Source organism: Paenarthrobacter sp. YIM B13468 (genome assembly GCF_042788025.1).
Classification (GTDB): Bacteria; Actinomycetota; Actinomycetes; order Actinomycetales; family Micrococcaceae; genus Arthrobacter; species Arthrobacter aromaticivorans.
On the sequence record NZ_JBHZPI010000014.1, the window covers coordinates 135,452 to 149,647 of the forward strand.

The following is a 14,196-nucleotide window of genomic DNA, read 5'->3' on the forward strand; positions in this document are numbered from 1 at the left end:
ATCAAAATTTCACGAGAGCCGTGCGGCCGCCCTGTTCGGCGAAACCGCTACGGCTTGAGCAGTCCTGCGTCAAACAGCATCATCCGGATTCACCAGATAAGTCATCAGGATACTTAGTATTGGCCCGGAAGGGAAACGGGCCACCCACGGGTCGTCTTACTCTCCTCGGAGTTCCGCCAGCCGCGAGCCCAGCAAGGCCCGCAAGTGCTGCTCCTCATCCATGGCCAGGCCCCGCCGTAATCGCCCTTCCACTGCATTGGCGGCCTCACTGGCTGCCTTCAATCGTTTACTGCCAAGCGGGGTTAACTTCACGGGGAGCGCCCGCCCGGCAACAGGCTGCTCCGGCCGGGAAACCAGCCCGTCCCGCTCCAGCGCCTGCAGAAGCACGTTCATTGACTGCCGGGACACGAAGACTCCGCGGGCGAGCTCGGAATTGGAGAGGCCGGGACGCTGCGCCAGGAGCTCAAGGCACGCGTACTGCGGCACTGTCATTCCGAGGGGTCGCAGGGCTGCGTCCATTGCGCTCCGCAACGCAGTATGCACTTGCTTCAGGAGATAGCCCAGGGAGGTGTCCAGATCCACGCCGCTGCCGTCTTGACTCATGTCAATATTCTGACATACCTTACGAATGTCAACATACTGACATATTGAGGAGAACAAGCATGGCTACAATCGGTCCAGATTTCATTTCCCTGCAGGTCCGCGACCTTGAACGTTCGGCACTGTTTTACGAGCACCAACTCGGCCTGAGGCGCTCCATGGCCGGTCCGCCACATGCTGTCGTTTTTGATACCACCCCGGTCCCTTTCGCTGTCCGGGAGCCACTGCCGGAAACCGAGTTGGATTCGCTCCCGCAACCCGGCGAAGGAATTGCCTTGTGGCTGCGGGCAACCGACGCCCAGGAACTTCACGACGCTCTCTCCGCCCATGGCACGCAGATCACGGCAGCACCCATCGACGGGCCCTTCGGGCGCACGTTCACCTTCGCAGATCCGGACGGCTACCGGATCACCATCCACGACGCCGCCTGACACCAACCGCAACAAGCGTCCGACGGCGACCTCCCGCCGTCGGACGTTTTCCTGACGTGACGCACGGAACTGCGGCCCGGGCGGCCGGAAGGCACAATGGAAGGCATGACCCTTACTACCTTCGCCCTCGTCCGCCATGGCCAGACCGACTGGAACGCGGAGCGCCGGTTGCAGGGGGCCACCGACATTCCACTGAACGACGTCGGCCGCGAACAGGCGCGTGAAGCCGTTGCCACCTTGGCGAATTACCAGTGGGACGCAATCGTTTCCTCACCCTTGAGCCGTGCGGCAGAAACGGCGGACCTGATCGCAGAGGGCTTGGGCCTTACCGTCGCCCGGCGGATTCCCGAGCTCATTGAGCGAAGCTTCGGACCGGCCGAAGGCCTGCAAGCCGGCCCGGAGCTCGAAGCACTTCGCATCCCCGGCGGTTTCCGAGGCGGCGAGAGCGATGAGGACGCAGCCAGCCGCGGCATGGATGCCCTGGAACAGTTGGCGCAGGAATTTTCAGGACAGCGCGTCCTGGTGGTAACCCACGGCACGTTGATCCGCCTGGCGCTGAGCCGCGCGATCGGCCGCACACTGGACAGCGTCCACAATGCCGTGCTGAACCTCGCCCATCACCACGCCTCCGATGGCTGGAAGCTGGAGTACTTCAACGGTGAGCTTCTAACGGCCGACGTGGACAGCTGACACAACCGCGAAACTCAGCGCATCTTATTGACATTGCGCATGCCAGTTTCTGTATGCTCAAGAGAGTCAAGCAGTTGGCGCCATTCGCTCCGGTTCACTGGAGGTCAGCTTGGCCCTCACACTTGTTGGCTCCCGACTCGTGACCACCGAAACCTGCCGGGCCAACGCCATCACACTGACGGCAAGGGTAACTCTGGCCACCGACGGCTGGTTTGAACTTCGCGTCGTTCAAATACCGGGGCTAGTGCTCCACGTTTCCCGGCTTGAACAGGCGGCACAAACTGTGCTCGACGCCGCAACTGCCTCAAGCGGGCGGAAGCCGGAAGATTTTGACGTCCAGTTCCAATGCTGAGCACACCGATATCGAACGAACAAAACCTGCTGACGGTTGGGCATGGCGCCACGCCCCAGGCCGACTTTGAAGAGCTTTTGCGCACGGCCGGCGTGAAGTCCTTGGTGGATGTTCGGATTGCCCCGGGAAGCCGGAAATATCCTCACTTCGGAAGAAACCACATGGAGGAGTGGCTGCCCGCTGCCGGAATCGCTTATCGATGGGAACAGCGGCTCGGTGGTTTCCGGAAACTGCCACCCGACTCCCCCGACACATCCCTGCGCAACGATTCTTTCAGGGCCTACGCGGCGTACATGCGCACAACCGGGTTCACGGCAGCCCTGAGCCAGCTTTTGGCGGACGCGAGTGCCCAAAAGACCGCAATCATGTGCAGCGAAACGCTCTGGTGGCGTTGCCACCGCCGCCTCATCGCAGATCATTGCGTCCTGCTGGACTTACAGCCGGTCAGCCATCTCATGCCGGGAGCCAAGCTCGTCCCCCACGTTCCTACGGCCGGGGTGAGGGTGCACGGGGCGCATCTGCAGTACGACCTACCTTTGGACGAGTCAGTGGGTTAGGTCAGCGGAGTTGGGCTAGCGGGCCTCAAGCCTGCTCCGAAGTTGCTGCGCGAAGTCGGGGTAGGCTGCGGCAATCTCTTCCAGATCCACTGTTTGGGGAAAGTCGATCACGGGCTGGTGCTCCGCCAGAAAGTTGGCCGTCTCTTCAGTAATGAACTGCCCATCCTTGCCGTCCAGCCCAGCCTCGGCCAGGAATTCAGGGGTGATCCGGAAGACGGACTCTCCGGCCTGCCCTTCGGATGCCCAGCGCACCAAGTATTCATCCTGATTTACGAGTTCTACATCGAATGACTTCTCCATGCCAGCAGCCTACGTGGTGTTCAGCCGTCCCCACTGCTTGTTCACTAGGATGACTGACATGGCAGCCATCGAATCCGTAATCATCGAGGTCGTTCCCACCACGCAGGTGGCGGAGGCCTTCTACACTGACGTTTTCAACATGGGCGGCAGGGTCCAGGTACGTCCATCCGAGACGCCGAGCGCGGGCTTTCGCGGATTTACGATGTCACTTGTCGTCTCCCAGCCGGCCACCGTAAACGGCCTTATGGACAACGCCCGCGACGCCGGCGCGACGGTCGTTAAGCCTGCCGCCAAATCCCTGTGGGGGTACGGCGGAGTCCTCCAGGCTCCAGACGGCACCATCTGGACAGTCGCCTCCTCGTCCAAGAAGGAGACCGGTCCAGCCAATCTGCAGATTGATGCGATGGTGCTCCAACTGGGAGTCGCGGATGTTGCCGCCAGCAAACAGTTCTATCTCGACCGGGGCCTCACGTTGGCCAAGAGTTTCGGAAGCCGGTACGTCGAGTTTGATACTGGCTCCATCAAGCTGACGCTCAATAAACGTAGCGCGCTGGCTAAGACCGCCGGCCTATCACCTGAGGGCACCGGGTCACATCGTCTGCTTATCAGCGGCGATGCAGGCACCTTCACCGACCCCGACGGATTTTCCTGGGAAGCGCCGCTTTAGCAGAAACGCACGACGGCGACCTCCCGCCGTCGTGCGTTTCCGTCTGCCTTGGAAGAAGCTAAACCTCGGGACGCGGGCGCCGGTCGATGATTGTCTCGGGAGCATCGCGCCGCTCCACGATGTGGTCCGTACGCCGGGTGCGGCCTGCCATGATGATGGAAATGATCAGGCCCAATACGCCTACAGCCATCAGGATGTAGCCGATCAGGACCTGGTCCACGAAGGGGATGAGTCCGGGGGCAAGGGCAAAGGCCAGAATCGCTCCAATGGCGATGAGTGCTATGGAAGAACCTATTCTCATGTCGTGCTCCTCTCACTTCCGACCGGCCCGCGATCGGGTGATCACGGAACTGCGTCGATATCGTAAGCATACTTCTCAATTTGGGGAGCGCGAAAGATTGTGCCCGTCATTGTTCGCCTACCAGGCGCGCCGGAACGGTCGTCGGTCAGTGCCCGAAAGCCGCCGCAAACCGGGCGATGGCGTCCTCGGGAGCGGGCGGCGGGCCGAAAACTTCGGCTTGCCGGCTCGTGTTGGCTACGTATCGGCCCGTCTCGAACCATGCCGACATGCTGGCCATATCGCTTACCAGCGGGGCAAAGCGCGCGGTGACTTTCCCTAGGCCCTTGAGCACTGGCGTTGGAACGGCCATGATCTTGATGTCCTTGGCGTCCGCCTCGCCATGTTTGGACAGGAGGCCCGCCGCTTCTGTCATGCTGACGGGGCGGGTCCAGCCGATGTCGATGCGTTCGCCATCAGCCACGTCCGCCTCCACGGCATCCGCAAGATAACCCGCGAGGTCGCTGGTGAGGACGAAAGTCAGAGGGGTGTCCTTGGAGCCGATCCACATGACACGCCCCTTCGCTAAAGGATCGCCACCCATCCCAGCGGTCTGGTCAAAGAACGCACCTGGACGGAGCGCAACGAAAGGGACGCCCAGTTGCTCGAAGGCATCCTCGGCCTGCTTCTTGTGCCAAAAGTGCGGAACTTGGGGTGTCAGATCGCAGGTGAGGATGCTGATGAGAACAAACCTGGGAACGCCTGTTTGTTTGGCGGCGACGGCCAGGTTGCTGTTGCCGAACGTGTCGATAGCATTGGCGTTCTTATCGTTCCGCGTGTACCCGGCGGCAGTCGAAATAGCCCCGGCTACCCCAGTCATTGCGTGAATTAACGAGGCCACGTCAAGCATGTCGCCCCGGACTATCTCGACACCTTTGGCTTCAAGCTTGCCCGCGTTGGATTTTGCCCGGACAAGCGCCCGGACGCTCTTGCCACGCTGGAGAAGTGCATCAACCACCTGGCTGCCAAGGTAGCCGGTGGCACCGACCACGAGGACAGGCTTTTCTTCAGCCATGATTTGCTCCTTGGACTCGCCGGGTTCGCTCCCAACAACAGTCGTAGCATGCCTCGCTGCGTTGATTCCAGACTTCCCGCAAACGCACGACGGCGACCTGCCGACGTCGTGCGTTGACCCTCATGGGCGAATCCGGCGCAGCAGCCGAATAACCGCCGCATCCGTTGAGGTGCGTGAGGCAAAAGTGTACGGTCAGGGCATACTTGACGCCGTCCGATTATAAGGATCTGATGCCATGGCCAGAATTGAGGACTATGCGATCATCGGGGACTTGAATACGGCCGCCCTGGTGGCACGCGACGGATCCATCGATTGGATGTGCCTCCCCCGTTTCGACTCCCCCGCCTGCTTCGCCGCCTTGTTGCATACCCCCGAAGCTGGCCGATGGCTCCTCGCGCCCGCAGATGCTGGGGCGCGCAACGACGGAAACTGCACGCGGCGCCGCTACCGGCCGGACACCCTCATCCTGGAAACGGAATGGGAAGTGGAAGGCGGCGCGGTCCGTGTCACAGACTTCATGCCCGTCCGCGATGACGCTGTAGACCTCGTGCGGATAGTGGAAGGCCTGTCCGGCGAGGTGGCCATGCATGGAGAGTTGATTCTCCGTTTCGACTACGGTCGCGTGGTGCCGTGGGTGCGTCGCAACAAGCACGGAATCAGCGCCGTCGCGGGACCCGATTCGGCGTATCTCACGACGCCCGCTCCGCTCAAGGGCGTGGACAGGCGCACCATCAGTGAGTTCACCGTCCGCGCAGGGGAACGCATCCCCTTCGTGCTTCGCTGGGCACCAAGCCATGAGCCGGAGCCCCGGCGAATTGATGCAACCAAAGCGTTTCACGCCACGGAATCCTTCTGGCGGGAATGGATTGACCAATGCGAGATGGAGGGCCAGTACAAGGACCCCGTGGAGCGATCCCTCATCACCCTCAAGGCACTCACCTATGCCCCGACGGGAGGCATCGTGGCCGCTGCTACAACGTCCCTTCCCGAGCAACTGGGCGGTTCCCGCAATTGGGACTACCGTTACTGCTGGCTGCGCGATGCAACACTGACCCTGCAGTCGTTGCTTGCCGCCGGATATACGGATGAAGCAGCAGCCTGGCGGGAATGGCTGCTCCGCGCCGTGGCGGGCGATCCTTCCGAGCTGCAGATCGTTTACGGCCTGGACGGCGCCCGCAGACTGCCGGAGGCCGAGATCCCGTGGCTTTCGGGCTACGAAAATTCCCTGCCAGTCCGCACCGGGAACGCCGCGGCCCCCCAACTGCAATTGGACGTTTGGGGCGAGGTGTTGGACGGGCTCGCGCTGACCAGGGCAGCTTCCCCGCCGGGCACCGTGGATACATCCTGGGACATTCAAGTAGCGTTGATGGAGTTCCTGGAAGGGGCTTGGGACCAACCGGATAACGGGTTGTGGGAGATGCGCGGCCCCCGCCGGCACTTCACGCATTCCAAAGTCATGGCATGGGTAGCTGCAGATCGCATGGTCAAGGCCGTAAGAACTTCGGGATTGCCTGGCCCCGGAGACCGCTGGGCCTCCCTGCGCAGGCAGATCCACGCAGAGGTGATGACACGCGGTTTCGATGAAGAGCTCAACAGCTTTGTCCAGTCCTACGGCAGTAAGGAACTGGACGCCAGCCTGCTCCTCATCCCCCGCGTTGGCTTTTTGGGGCACCGCCATCCACGGGTTGCGGGCACCGTGAAAGCCATCCAGGAAGGGCTGACCGATGATGGCCTGGTGCTGCGCTATCGAACGGAGTCCGGCCATGACGGCCTTCCTGGCGAAGAAGGAGTCTTCCTTGCGTGCTCGTTCTGGTTGGTGGATGCGCTGCTGGGCATTGGCCATGCCGGTCAGGCAACAGCGCTGTTCGAGCGGCTTTTGACGCTCCGAAACGATGTGGGGCTACTAAGCGAGGAATGGGATCCCAGAACCCAGCGGCAACTCGGGAACACGCCGCAAGCGTTCAGCCACTTTCCTCTGATCCACTGCGCCCTGCAGCTCCATCACGGCGAAGCCCATGGCAGTGACACGCCACTGCGTAGCCCGAAACACCCGGAGAAGGGTACCGACCAGCTCCCACAACAGGCCATTTCCGAAAGCGGCCCGGGCACAGATCATCCGGCGCCAAGAAAGCGCCCCGAAACCAGCCGCTGAAAAGCGCCGCAGTCAAGATTCCGTTTTTTGGTCGTCCGGATCCGCGGCTTCAGCCTTGTGCTTGGCTTCCTCCAGATGTTGATCGAGCTTGCGCTCGGCCTCCCGCCGACGCTGGCCGATAGTCCTCATCTGCTGTGTGGTCGGAGATCCAGCGTCGGTATCCTGCCACAGATCGCGTTCCTCTGGCCCTGCGCCCGAGGGCGCGCCAGGGCCCTTCTTCTCTTCTTCGCCCATAAGGAAATCGTCCCATCACCTGGTCATCTGCGGTAGGACCCGCTGTCTGGAGAAGGGACGGCTGGCTGGATAAAGGCCCGACGGCGGCCTCCCGCCGTCGGGCGTTTTCGCCCCTCAGTAGTGCGGCAGCTGCCGCAGGTTTCAGCGGCGGGTATCGCGCGTGCCTTCAGTTTCAATATTCTCCTTGCGGACTTCCTCATTGACGGGGACATCATCGGTGACGGTGTCCTTTTCCAAGCGCACGCGCTCTACTGGGACGGTTTCCTTATCCACTACCGGCCGCTCTTCGTGAAGTGTGACCTCATGCTCGCTTTCTGTGAGGTCAGGACCGGACATGGCGTCTCCCTTATTGGCGTCCGTGATGGGCTCACGCTCAAGCCGGACTTCCTCACGCTGGACCGGCACGGTGGTAGTCACGTTTTCGGTGGTGATGTACTTGCGAAGACGCGCCCGTCCGGCCGCTGTCCTTTCCGTCCCGACGTTGAGCCGCTCTTCAGAACGGGTCATGGCGTCGTCGCCCGCGCGTGCAGTTCCGGTCGTGTCAACGTCCATGCCGCCGACGGCGTCCACCCCCGCTCTTGTGCCCATTCCAGCACTTGCCTCCGTTCCAGCGCTCCGGTTCACGTAGTCACGCTGGCCCTCGAAACCGCCCCGGTCCTGGATGCTGTAGTGGTTGTAAAGCCGCTCTTCTTCACCCGGGTCAAGGTGGCCATCTTCAGCCACGCGGGGCGCGTCCTTGATGTGGTCCTTGCTGTAGGGAACAACGACGTCGTCGCCCTCCACGTTGGCTCCCTCCAAGGGAATGAACGACTCAGAAGTACCGAAAAGACCGGTTTTAACTGTTACCCATGTTGGCTCCCCTGTGTCGTCATCGGTGTAGAACGTGCCGATCGACCCAACCTTGTCACCCTCCGTCGTCCGAACGTTTCCGTTGAGGCCCATCAGACGGTCAATGTTCTCCCTGGCGAGCATGATGTCTCCTTGGAATGTGATTCTGTTGCATTTGGAGCCCAGCGGCCTGCATCACCGGGCGTAGATTCCGGAATCAGGACGGGGAATGGATTCAACCCGCTGACTTCGGGGAACAGCAATAGATAAGCATGCTTACTATTTCTTTGGCAAGACCCAATCGAAGATTCGAAGCCCTTGTCATCCAGAGCCGGCGGCGTCTAGGCTCAAGCCTGAGAAATCGTACTTGTGCCCAAGGTATCCACTCTCCACTTGTCACAGGATGATCATGCCTGCGCAGTCAGCCCACCCTCCTTTTCCGTGTTCCCCCATGCCTTCCGAGCCCTTCTGCGATCTTGCGGAACGGATGAGCACCTCCTCATCGAAACCATCGAAACCATCAGGCAAGCCCCCGGATCTGCCGCAGGATTGATCCATGTGGAGTACCGTTGCCAAGCTTGCGGATTCTCGCGGTCCCACGCCGCGGAAGTGGCCGACGTCGCCGATGTCCTGACCCGCTCCGATGATCCGAACGGCGTCCTGCAGTTCGGACGCCATCATCTCCATTGCGGGGTGCCCATGCACACAGGGCCCGGGAAACTCCACCTGATTTCCTCCGGCGCTACAGGTCGGACCGATCCCGAGCTTGAGACCTACTTGAACACCCGGGTGCTGCACTGCGATGAGTGTGGGTTCCAGATGGAGATACCGGAGTAACGCACATTCAGTGCCGCCGAAAAGAGTCCCTCGGAGAACCCCCATCAACCGGGACTCCCTCAGGCTGAATGCCCGTGATGGTCTGGGACTATGACCACTGATACTTGGCGGGCACCAACAAACCGTCGTCAGCCGCTTGTTACCTACGTGCTCGCCGCGGGCGTGTTCCTCATGGGCACCACAGAATTCGTGGTGGCCGGGATCCTTCCAGAGATCGCCCGGGACCTTGGTATCACTGTAGGAAATGCCGGATTGATGATTACCGTCTTCGCTGTTGGCATGATCGTTGGAACGCCCACCATGTCCATCCTCACTCTCAAGATGCAGCGACGCGTCACGCTCAGCCTCGCATTGGTGGTTTTCGCTGTTGGACACGTCATCGTTGCCCTTACCACCGACTTCGCAGTGATTCTCGGTGCCCGGTTCCTGACGGCCCTGGCCACCGGAGCCTTCTGGGCCGTCGCCGCCGTGGTGGGGGCGAAGGCGGCTGGTGCTGCCTCCGCCTCCCGCGCGTTGGGGGTGGTTCTGGGCGGCGGCATGCTCGCCAACGTGATCGGTGTCCCGCTGGGAGCGTTTGCCGGCCAGTCGATCGGCTGGAGGGGTCCTTTCTGGATCCTCAGTGTCCTGGCGATCGGGGCGGCGTTGGCTGTTTACCGTTTGGTCGGCGTCGAACCTTCCTCTGGCACCATCCCCTCAGTTCGGGCCGAGATCGCGAGCATGCGTGACGCCAGGGTTTGGCTTGTGCTTGCAGGCTGCGCAGTCGTGTGTGGATCATCCCTTGCGGCCTACAGCTTCGTCTCCCCGCTCCTGACACAGAACACGGGCATAGGGGCAGCAGCAGTTCCGCTGGTTCTCGTGGGCTACGGCGTCGGAGCGTTCATCGGTTCCAACCTCGGCGGCCATTTTGGCGCGCACCGCCCCTTCACGGCGCTGTTCGTCTCCGCGGCAATGACGTTTCTTGTGCTGGGGGCTCTCTGCCTGCTCTCACGCAACGCCGCGCTGACGGTGATCCTCATCTTCTTGCTGGGCCTGTTCGGCATGGCAACCAATCCCATCCTCATAGGCAAGGCAGTCGGTTATGCCCACCATGCACCCACGCTGGCCTCGGCCCTCAGCACGTCCTCGTTCAACCTCGGCACCGCAGTGGGCTCGTGGATCGCAGGTTTCGCAATCGAGTCCGCGCTCGGTGCCACCGGCCCCGTGCTGGTGGGTGCCTGCATAGCGGCACTGTATTTTCTCCCGCTCACCGTCCTGTTGCGGAAAGAACGGTCACCTCAGCCGTCCGAAGCAGCCCTCTCAGGCTCGGCCTGAGCTGCAGTGCCATACTCGCTGGCAGCCCACGATGCCAGGAGTTGCAGGCGCTCCGCCGACGGCGACCCGGGTTCCGCGCTGTAGATCGTGAGGGTCAGGCCGGGCTCAGCAGCCATTTCCAACCCTTCATAAGCGAGGGTCAGCTCGCCTACAACGGGATGATTGAACGACTTAAAACCCGTCCCGTGGTGGCGCACGTTGTGCGCACCCCAGCGTTTCCGGAATTCATCGCTGCGGGTACCCAGCTCACCGATGAGGTCGTGAAGTTCCCTGTTGTGAGGGTCGCGACCGGCTTCGGTCCGCAGGATGGATACAGTCACCTCTGCGAAGGCATCCCAGTCCGGATAGAAATCGTGGGCACGTTCATCCAAGAACGTGAAGCGTGCGATGTTCGGCGGCTGGCCTGGCATGTCATAGCAATCTTTGTAGAACGCCCGGGCCAGGGGATTAACCGCCAGCAGATCCATCCTGCCGTTGCGAATGAACGCCGGACCAGCGGTGACAGCATCCAGCGCCCATTGCAGGCTCTGATGCGGAACGTAGGACTTGGAGTTGCGCCGCCGGGGCGGCCGGGCCACCGGACTGGCCGCGTGGGCGAGGTCGAATAAGTGGGCCCGCTCGGCGTCGTCCAAGCACAACGCCCGGGCGAGGCTCTCAAGAACCTGCGGCGAAGCTCCACTGATCGCGCCACGCTCAAGGCGCGTGTAATACTCCACGCTCAACCCGGCAAGAGTGGCCACTTCACTACGCCGCAACCCCTTAACCCGCCGATTGGTCCCAGTGGGAAGTCCCACCTGCTCCGGGGCAACGTGGGCACGCCGTGAAATCAGGAATTCGCGGACCTCCGCTCGATTATCCATAGGTTCCACGCTAGGCCAAGCGGGTATCAGGAGGGAGTCCCTCCCGATACCTGCTTCGCCTTAACGCACGACGCTTCGGTTAACGCACGACGGCGACCTCCCGCCGTCGCGCGTTTTCCTCACCCAACAGCACGTCCAAGAATGGCCGTGTCAGTGTGGAGCGTTATCGTTGGTCCCAAGACATCTGACGAGGAGAGCAATTGCCGTACATCGTTGACTTCAAGAACGTTTCTACCGAGGGCCTGGAGTCTTCTCCGGTGGCCGAGACACTCGCAGGACTGCGGGCCAACGAGGCCCGTTATTACAGGAACAAATACGACCATACCTTCACCGTGCATCCTGCAAGCGAGGTCCCTGAAGTAGTGGATCGGGTGAGCCGAATCCTGAAGGAAGAGCGCGACATCGTCATCGATTCCCGCCCCCTTGAGGCGACGGCCTTCGAAGTGGACGGTCTGCGGATGGATTACGTATTCTACGAGTCGGGGCTTTCCATCAACGTCATGTACAGCATCGAGGACGGCGGGAAGCGGGCGGTCGGGTTCAAGCTCGCTGAGGGCATGGACGTTCCGGAAGAACTGGAATCGCGCTTCAAGTTCGCCCGTCAGAAGTCCAAGCTGGCAGGGGTAATCCGGGGGTCGTACTTCGTGATCAAGGGTCAGTACTGAGCGCGTCGGATCACCAGGAGCCCTATCCCAACGGGCGGGGACCCTCTATTCTCTTGCCATGGGCGTTTGGGGAGCGTTGTGCCGCACCAAGCCTGGTTGCAACAGCATCGGGCGCAGGTGACGCATGGATCCCCACAACAAGGTTCCTTCACCTGACAATTACGCCGCATTCCTCGCAAGGCTGGACGCGGCAACCGCAAGCCTGAGCACGCGGGCGAGGGCCCTTGACAAGGCGCTGCCGGCAATCTCGCTGCTCTTGGGACGGTATCAACGGGCCCTTCGGGGCTGGGAACGGCGACTGGTCCGCATCAATGAGGAGCTAGCCCGGCACTCGGGCAAGCCGCAGACGTCGGCGGCCCTCGGTGAGCTCCAACGAACTGCCGTTCAGATGGGGTCAATGCACAGTGCACGGGTCCTGCGGCTCACGGAGAAACTGTCACTCATGCAAGGACGACGCGACGCCATCAGCCGTTCGCTCCTGGAGCTTGAGGCCAGCAGAGCCAAGCTGGATGCGTCCCGGAGGTTGTCAAAGGATCGCGAAAACCTCAGCAGGGCCCTCTACGAACTTGCTGGTACCGGCGGTGGCGCCGCGAAGATCCCCGATCTGGGATTGCGGAACGATCTTAAGGAAGCACGCGAGGCAGTAATTCTGGCCGAAGCACTCCTCGAAGTGAAGGGACCCTGACCATGGAGAACCCGTCGGACGTTGTTGAAGTCGTGCGCTGGACGAGGAAGCCCGGCGACAAACCCATCATCAAATTCGTCACTTTCAGCATCCTTGCTGTGGTCCTGTGGCTGATCCTGATGATCTTCATGCCCGCCCTGAGAAGCGTCGGCCCGGCGTCGATATTCACGGCCGGGTTCGCAGCGATCCTTACCATTCCGACGGTCGCCGCCCAGAGGAGCCTGCTGCGCGGCCTGGCAAAACGGATCAACGACACCCTCACGGAGCTAACAGGCAGCTCCGACGACAAAATCACCACAAAGCAGCTGCGGAAATTGATCAAGAGCGGTGAGCAGCTTCCACTGCTCATCAACGGGATTCCCGGCTTGCGGCTGCACGTGAAAAGGGTCGCAAGTGCCAAGGAAGACGGCTCCGAAAAACTCCTCGCGGTGATCACAGTTGCTCCGGTCAGCAGTGGAACTGCCAGCTTTGACCGCCTGCTTGAGGCGGCGTTGTACGGAGGTCGGTAGGGCGGGCGTTGGCTAGCTCTTGGGCACCAGAACCGGCCCGCGGACCAATCCGCGGCCGTAAATCTCCGATTCTGAACACATGGTTGATCCCTGGAAACGGTTGGGAAGCCTGTCGCACGCAGGGCCCCGGCGCTGCAGCCCAATAATGTCAGACCCTGGTGAGAGGGTTTATTCATGGGAAGCATTGGGGAGATTCTGGCGCGGCGGGCAGCAGTGACTGGCGCCTCGCTGCGCCCCCGACGCGTTCCCCTCGGAAGCCACTCCGGTCCTGCCCACGGGCAGGACGGCTGTGAAAGCCCGACGGCGGCAGTCACCGATTCGGCGAGCCTAAGGGCCATGGCGCTGCTTCGCGGCGTCAAACCACTGCCCGTCCCTGAACCCGGCGAAACGGACCGTGACGATTCCCCTGGGCACGGCGTTTCCCACGGGCTTGAGGATGCACGGGGAATTGAGGGTGCGCGGGGAATTGAGGATGCGCGGGGACTTGAGGATGCGCGGGGAATTGAGGGTGCGCGGGTAATTGAGGGTGCGCTGGCTGACAGCGTTGAGGCGTTGGAAAGCCTGCGTTCCTGCACCGTGGCCGGTGCCCAGTCGTTCGGGTTTGCCGAAGCCGCGGGGTTCGCCGGGCGGGTGGAGGAGATCTCCCGCACCGTGGAATACCTGCAGGTCATCGCGGCGCACGCCGTGGAACGGACCCGTACCCAAGCCCAGCAGGCACGGCCCTCCTCCGCGGCGGGCACGGGATGGCAGACCGGCTGGACCGACCCCGCAACCACAGACCCCGGAACCACAGACCCCGGAACTACAGACCCCGCCGTCCCGTCACCAGCACCAAACCCCGCCACCCCCACCGCCACGGCTGCAGGGTCTGCTGCTGCCGGTGGATCCGCTGCTGCTGGTTTCGATGCTGCTGCTGGTTTCGATGCTGCTGGAGGTTTCGCCACTGCTGCTGGTTTCGATGCTGCCGGTGGATCCGCCACTGCTGCTGTTGGCTCCGCTACTGCTGGTGGGTTCGGTGGTGTTGCTGCGGCGGACGCTGCCGCGATGGCCGATGATGGCTACCGGGACGCCGCGCAGTTCCTGCGCGCCCGCCTGCGGATCGGCATCAGCGAAGCCCGGCGCCGGCTCGCCCTGGCCTCCGAGGTCCTCCCCCGGACCGGAATCGC

At 62.1% G+C, this 14,196-nt stretch carries 18 protein-coding genes and 1 pseudogene; 12 read left to right on the top strand and 7 right to left on the bottom strand.

The window, feature by feature from the left end; genetic code table 11:
* Positions 1–156 precede the first annotated feature (156 nt).
* A complete protein-coding gene (locus tag ACFX4T_RS14740; RefSeq protein ID WP_377652514.1) occupies positions 157–603 on the bottom strand; it encodes a MarR family winged helix-turn-helix transcriptional regulator in 447 nt (148 codons plus the stop codon).
* A gap of 59 nt (positions 604–662) precedes the next feature.
* On the opposite strand from ACFX4T_RS14740, the gene ACFX4T_RS14745 reads away from it, so the two are divergent.
* From ACFX4T_RS14745 to ACFX4T_RS14760, 4 genes are all read left to right on the top strand, one after another.
* Positions 663–1,031 (top strand): VOC family protein, encoded by a 369-nt coding sequence (locus tag ACFX4T_RS14745; RefSeq protein ID WP_377652515.1) that lies wholly within the window; start codon positions 663–665, stop codon positions 1,029–1,031.
* Positions 1,032–1,127: 96 nt separating this feature from the next.
* Positions 1,128–1,721, top strand: a complete 594-nt coding sequence (locus ACFX4T_RS14750; protein ID WP_216926202.1) for a histidine phosphatase family protein — start codon at positions 1,128–1,130, stop codon at positions 1,719–1,721.
* 109 nt (positions 1,722–1,830) lie between these two features.
* Entirely contained in the window at positions 1,831–2,073 is a 243-nt protein-coding gene (locus tag ACFX4T_RS14755; protein WP_216926201.1) for a hypothetical protein, read from the top strand.
* Positions 2,067–2,630, top strand: a complete 564-nt coding sequence (locus tag ACFX4T_RS14760) for a DUF488 family protein (protein ID WP_377652516.1) — start codon at positions 2,067–2,069, stop codon at positions 2,628–2,630. The genes ACFX4T_RS14755 and ACFX4T_RS14760 overlap by 7 nt, the downstream gene beginning before the upstream one ends.
* A gap of 15 nt (positions 2,631–2,645) precedes the next feature.
* On the opposite strand, the gene ACFX4T_RS14765 is transcribed toward ACFX4T_RS14760, so the two are convergent.
* Positions 2,646–2,930, bottom strand: coding sequence for a hypothetical protein (locus ACFX4T_RS14765; RefSeq protein WP_216926199.1), 285 nt, complete (start codon positions 2,928–2,930; stop codon positions 2,646–2,648).
* Between the two features lie 58 nt (positions 2,931–2,988).
* Here ACFX4T_RS14765 and ACFX4T_RS14770 point away from each other — a divergent pair, with 58 nt between their 5' ends.
* Positions 2,989–3,597, top strand: coding sequence for a glyoxalase (locus ACFX4T_RS14770; RefSeq protein ID WP_377652517.1), 609 nt, complete (start codon positions 2,989–2,991; stop codon positions 3,595–3,597).
* A gap of 58 nt (positions 3,598–3,655) precedes the next feature.
* Here the strand turns inward: ACFX4T_RS14770 and ACFX4T_RS14775 are convergent, their stop codons facing one another.
* Complete coding sequence (locus tag ACFX4T_RS14775) at positions 3,656–3,898, bottom strand: DUF6458 family protein (protein WP_216926197.1); 243 nt, start codon at positions 3,896–3,898, stop codon at positions 3,656–3,658.
* 145 nt (positions 3,899–4,043) lie between these two features.
* Positions 4,044–4,949, bottom strand: coding sequence for an SDR family oxidoreductase (locus ACFX4T_RS14780; protein WP_377652518.1), 906 nt, complete (start codon positions 4,947–4,949; stop codon positions 4,044–4,046).
* Positions 4,950–5,184: 235 nt separating this feature from the next.
* Between ACFX4T_RS14780 and ACFX4T_RS14785 the strand changes: the two genes are divergently transcribed.
* A complete protein-coding gene (locus ACFX4T_RS14785; protein WP_377652519.1) occupies positions 5,185–7,101 on the top strand; it encodes a glycoside hydrolase family 15 protein in 1,917 nt (638 codons plus the stop codon).
* A 12-nt stretch (positions 7,102–7,113) separates the two neighbouring features.
* Here the strand turns inward: ACFX4T_RS14785 and ACFX4T_RS14790 are convergent, their stop codons facing one another.
* On the bottom strand, positions 7,114–7,335 hold the full coding sequence (locus ACFX4T_RS14790; RefSeq protein ID WP_216926194.1) for a hypothetical protein: 222 nt from the start codon (positions 7,333–7,335) through the stop codon (positions 7,114–7,116).
* Positions 7,336–7,476: 141 nt separating this feature from the next.
* Positions 7,477–8,307, bottom strand: a complete 831-nt coding sequence (locus tag ACFX4T_RS14795; protein ID WP_377652520.1) for a DUF2382 domain-containing protein — start codon at positions 8,305–8,307, stop codon at positions 7,477–7,479.
* A gap of 249 nt (positions 8,308–8,556) precedes the next feature.
* On the opposite strand from ACFX4T_RS14795, the gene ACFX4T_RS14800 reads away from it, so the two are divergent.
* Both ACFX4T_RS14800 and ACFX4T_RS14805 read left to right on the top strand, forming a co-directional pair.
* On the top strand, positions 8,557–9,000 hold the full coding sequence (locus ACFX4T_RS14800) for a hypothetical protein (RefSeq protein ID WP_377652521.1): 444 nt from the start codon (positions 8,557–8,559) through the stop codon (positions 8,998–9,000).
* 90 nt (positions 9,001–9,090) lie between these two features.
* Positions 9,091–10,311, top strand: a complete 1,221-nt coding sequence (locus tag ACFX4T_RS14805) for an MFS transporter (protein ID WP_377652522.1) — start codon at positions 9,091–9,093, stop codon at positions 10,309–10,311.
* Here the strand turns inward: ACFX4T_RS14805 and ACFX4T_RS14810 are convergent.
* The gene (locus ACFX4T_RS14810) at positions 10,275–11,171 is read right to left on the bottom strand and encodes a helix-turn-helix transcriptional regulator (RefSeq protein WP_377652523.1); all 897 of its coding nucleotides are present in this window, start codon (positions 11,169–11,171) and stop codon (positions 10,275–10,277) included. The genes ACFX4T_RS14805 and ACFX4T_RS14810 overlap by 37 nt on opposite strands.
* Before the next feature lie 200 nt (positions 11,172–11,371).
* Here ACFX4T_RS14810 and ACFX4T_RS14815 point away from each other — a divergent pair, with 200 nt between their 5' ends.
* The 4 genes and pseudogenes from ACFX4T_RS14815 to ACFX4T_RS14830 form a co-directional block, all read left to right on the top strand.
* Positions 11,372–11,836, top strand: a complete 465-nt coding sequence (locus ACFX4T_RS14815; RefSeq protein WP_377652524.1) for a phage tail protein — start codon at positions 11,372–11,374, stop codon at positions 11,834–11,836.
* A gap of 124 nt (positions 11,837–11,960) precedes the next feature.
* The gene (locus ACFX4T_RS14820; protein WP_377652525.1) at positions 11,961–12,521 is read left to right on the top strand and encodes a hypothetical protein; all 561 of its coding nucleotides are present in this window, start codon (positions 11,961–11,963) and stop codon (positions 12,519–12,521) included.
* Positions 12,522–12,523: 2 nt separating this feature from the next.
* Positions 12,524–13,030, top strand: a complete 507-nt coding sequence (locus ACFX4T_RS14825; protein ID WP_377652526.1) for a hypothetical protein — start codon at positions 12,524–12,526, stop codon at positions 13,028–13,030.
* 174 nt (positions 13,031–13,204) lie between these two features.
* A pseudogene (locus tag ACFX4T_RS14830) lies at positions 13,205–14,196 on the top strand (hypothetical protein); the annotation flags it as partial.

What these genes read in the sequence shown, in the direction of transcription:
- ACFX4T_RS14740 (WP_377652514.1), bottom strand. Translation starts at nt 603, where the DNA reads ATGAGTCAAGACGGCAGCGGCGTGGATCTGGACACCTCCCTGGGCTAT.
- ACFX4T_RS14745 (WP_377652515.1), top strand. Translation starts at nt 663, where the DNA reads ATGGCTACAATCGGTCCAGATTTCATTTCCCTGCAGGTCCGCGACCTT.
- ACFX4T_RS14750 (WP_216926202.1), top strand. Translation starts at nt 1,128, where the DNA reads ATGGAAGGCATGACCCTTACTACCTTCGCCCTCGTCCGCCATGGCCAG.
- ACFX4T_RS14760 (WP_377652516.1), top strand. Translation starts at nt 2,067, where the DNA reads ATGCTGAGCACACCGATATCGAACGAACAAAACCTGCTGACGGTTGGG.
- ACFX4T_RS14765 (WP_216926199.1), bottom strand. Translation starts at nt 2,930, where the DNA reads ATGGAGAAGTCATTCGATGTAGAACTCGTAAATCAGGATGAATACTTG.
- ACFX4T_RS14770 (WP_377652517.1), top strand. Translation starts at nt 2,989, where the DNA reads ATGGCAGCCATCGAATCCGTAATCATCGAGGTCGTTCCCACCACGCAG.
- ACFX4T_RS14775 (WP_216926197.1), bottom strand. Translation starts at nt 3,898, where the DNA reads ATGAGAATAGGTTCTTCCATAGCACTCATCGCCATTGGAGCGATTCTG.
- ACFX4T_RS14780 (WP_377652518.1), bottom strand. Translation starts at nt 4,949, where the DNA reads ATGGCTGAAGAAAAGCCTGTCCTCGTGGTCGGTGCCACCGGCTACCTT.
- ACFX4T_RS14785 (WP_377652519.1), top strand. Translation starts at nt 5,185, where the DNA reads ATGGCCAGAATTGAGGACTATGCGATCATCGGGGACTTGAATACGGCC.
- ACFX4T_RS14790 (WP_216926194.1), bottom strand. Translation starts at nt 7,335, where the DNA reads ATGGGCGAAGAAGAGAAGAAGGGCCCTGGCGCGCCCTCGGGCGCAGGG.
- ACFX4T_RS14795 (WP_377652520.1), bottom strand. Translation starts at nt 8,307, where the DNA reads ATGCTCGCCAGGGAGAACATTGACCGTCTGATGGGCCTCAACGGAAAC.
- ACFX4T_RS14805 (WP_377652522.1), top strand. Translation starts at nt 9,091, where the DNA reads ATGACCACTGATACTTGGCGGGCACCAACAAACCGTCGTCAGCCGCTT.
- ACFX4T_RS14810 (WP_377652523.1), bottom strand. Translation starts at nt 11,171, where the DNA reads ATGGATAATCGAGCGGAGGTCCGCGAATTCCTGATTTCACGGCGTGCC.
- ACFX4T_RS14820 (WP_377652525.1), top strand. Translation starts at nt 11,961, where the DNA reads ATGGATCCCCACAACAAGGTTCCTTCACCTGACAATTACGCCGCATTC.
- ACFX4T_RS14825 (WP_377652526.1), top strand. Translation starts at nt 12,524, where the DNA reads ATGGAGAACCCGTCGGACGTTGTTGAAGTCGTGCGCTGGACGAGGAAG.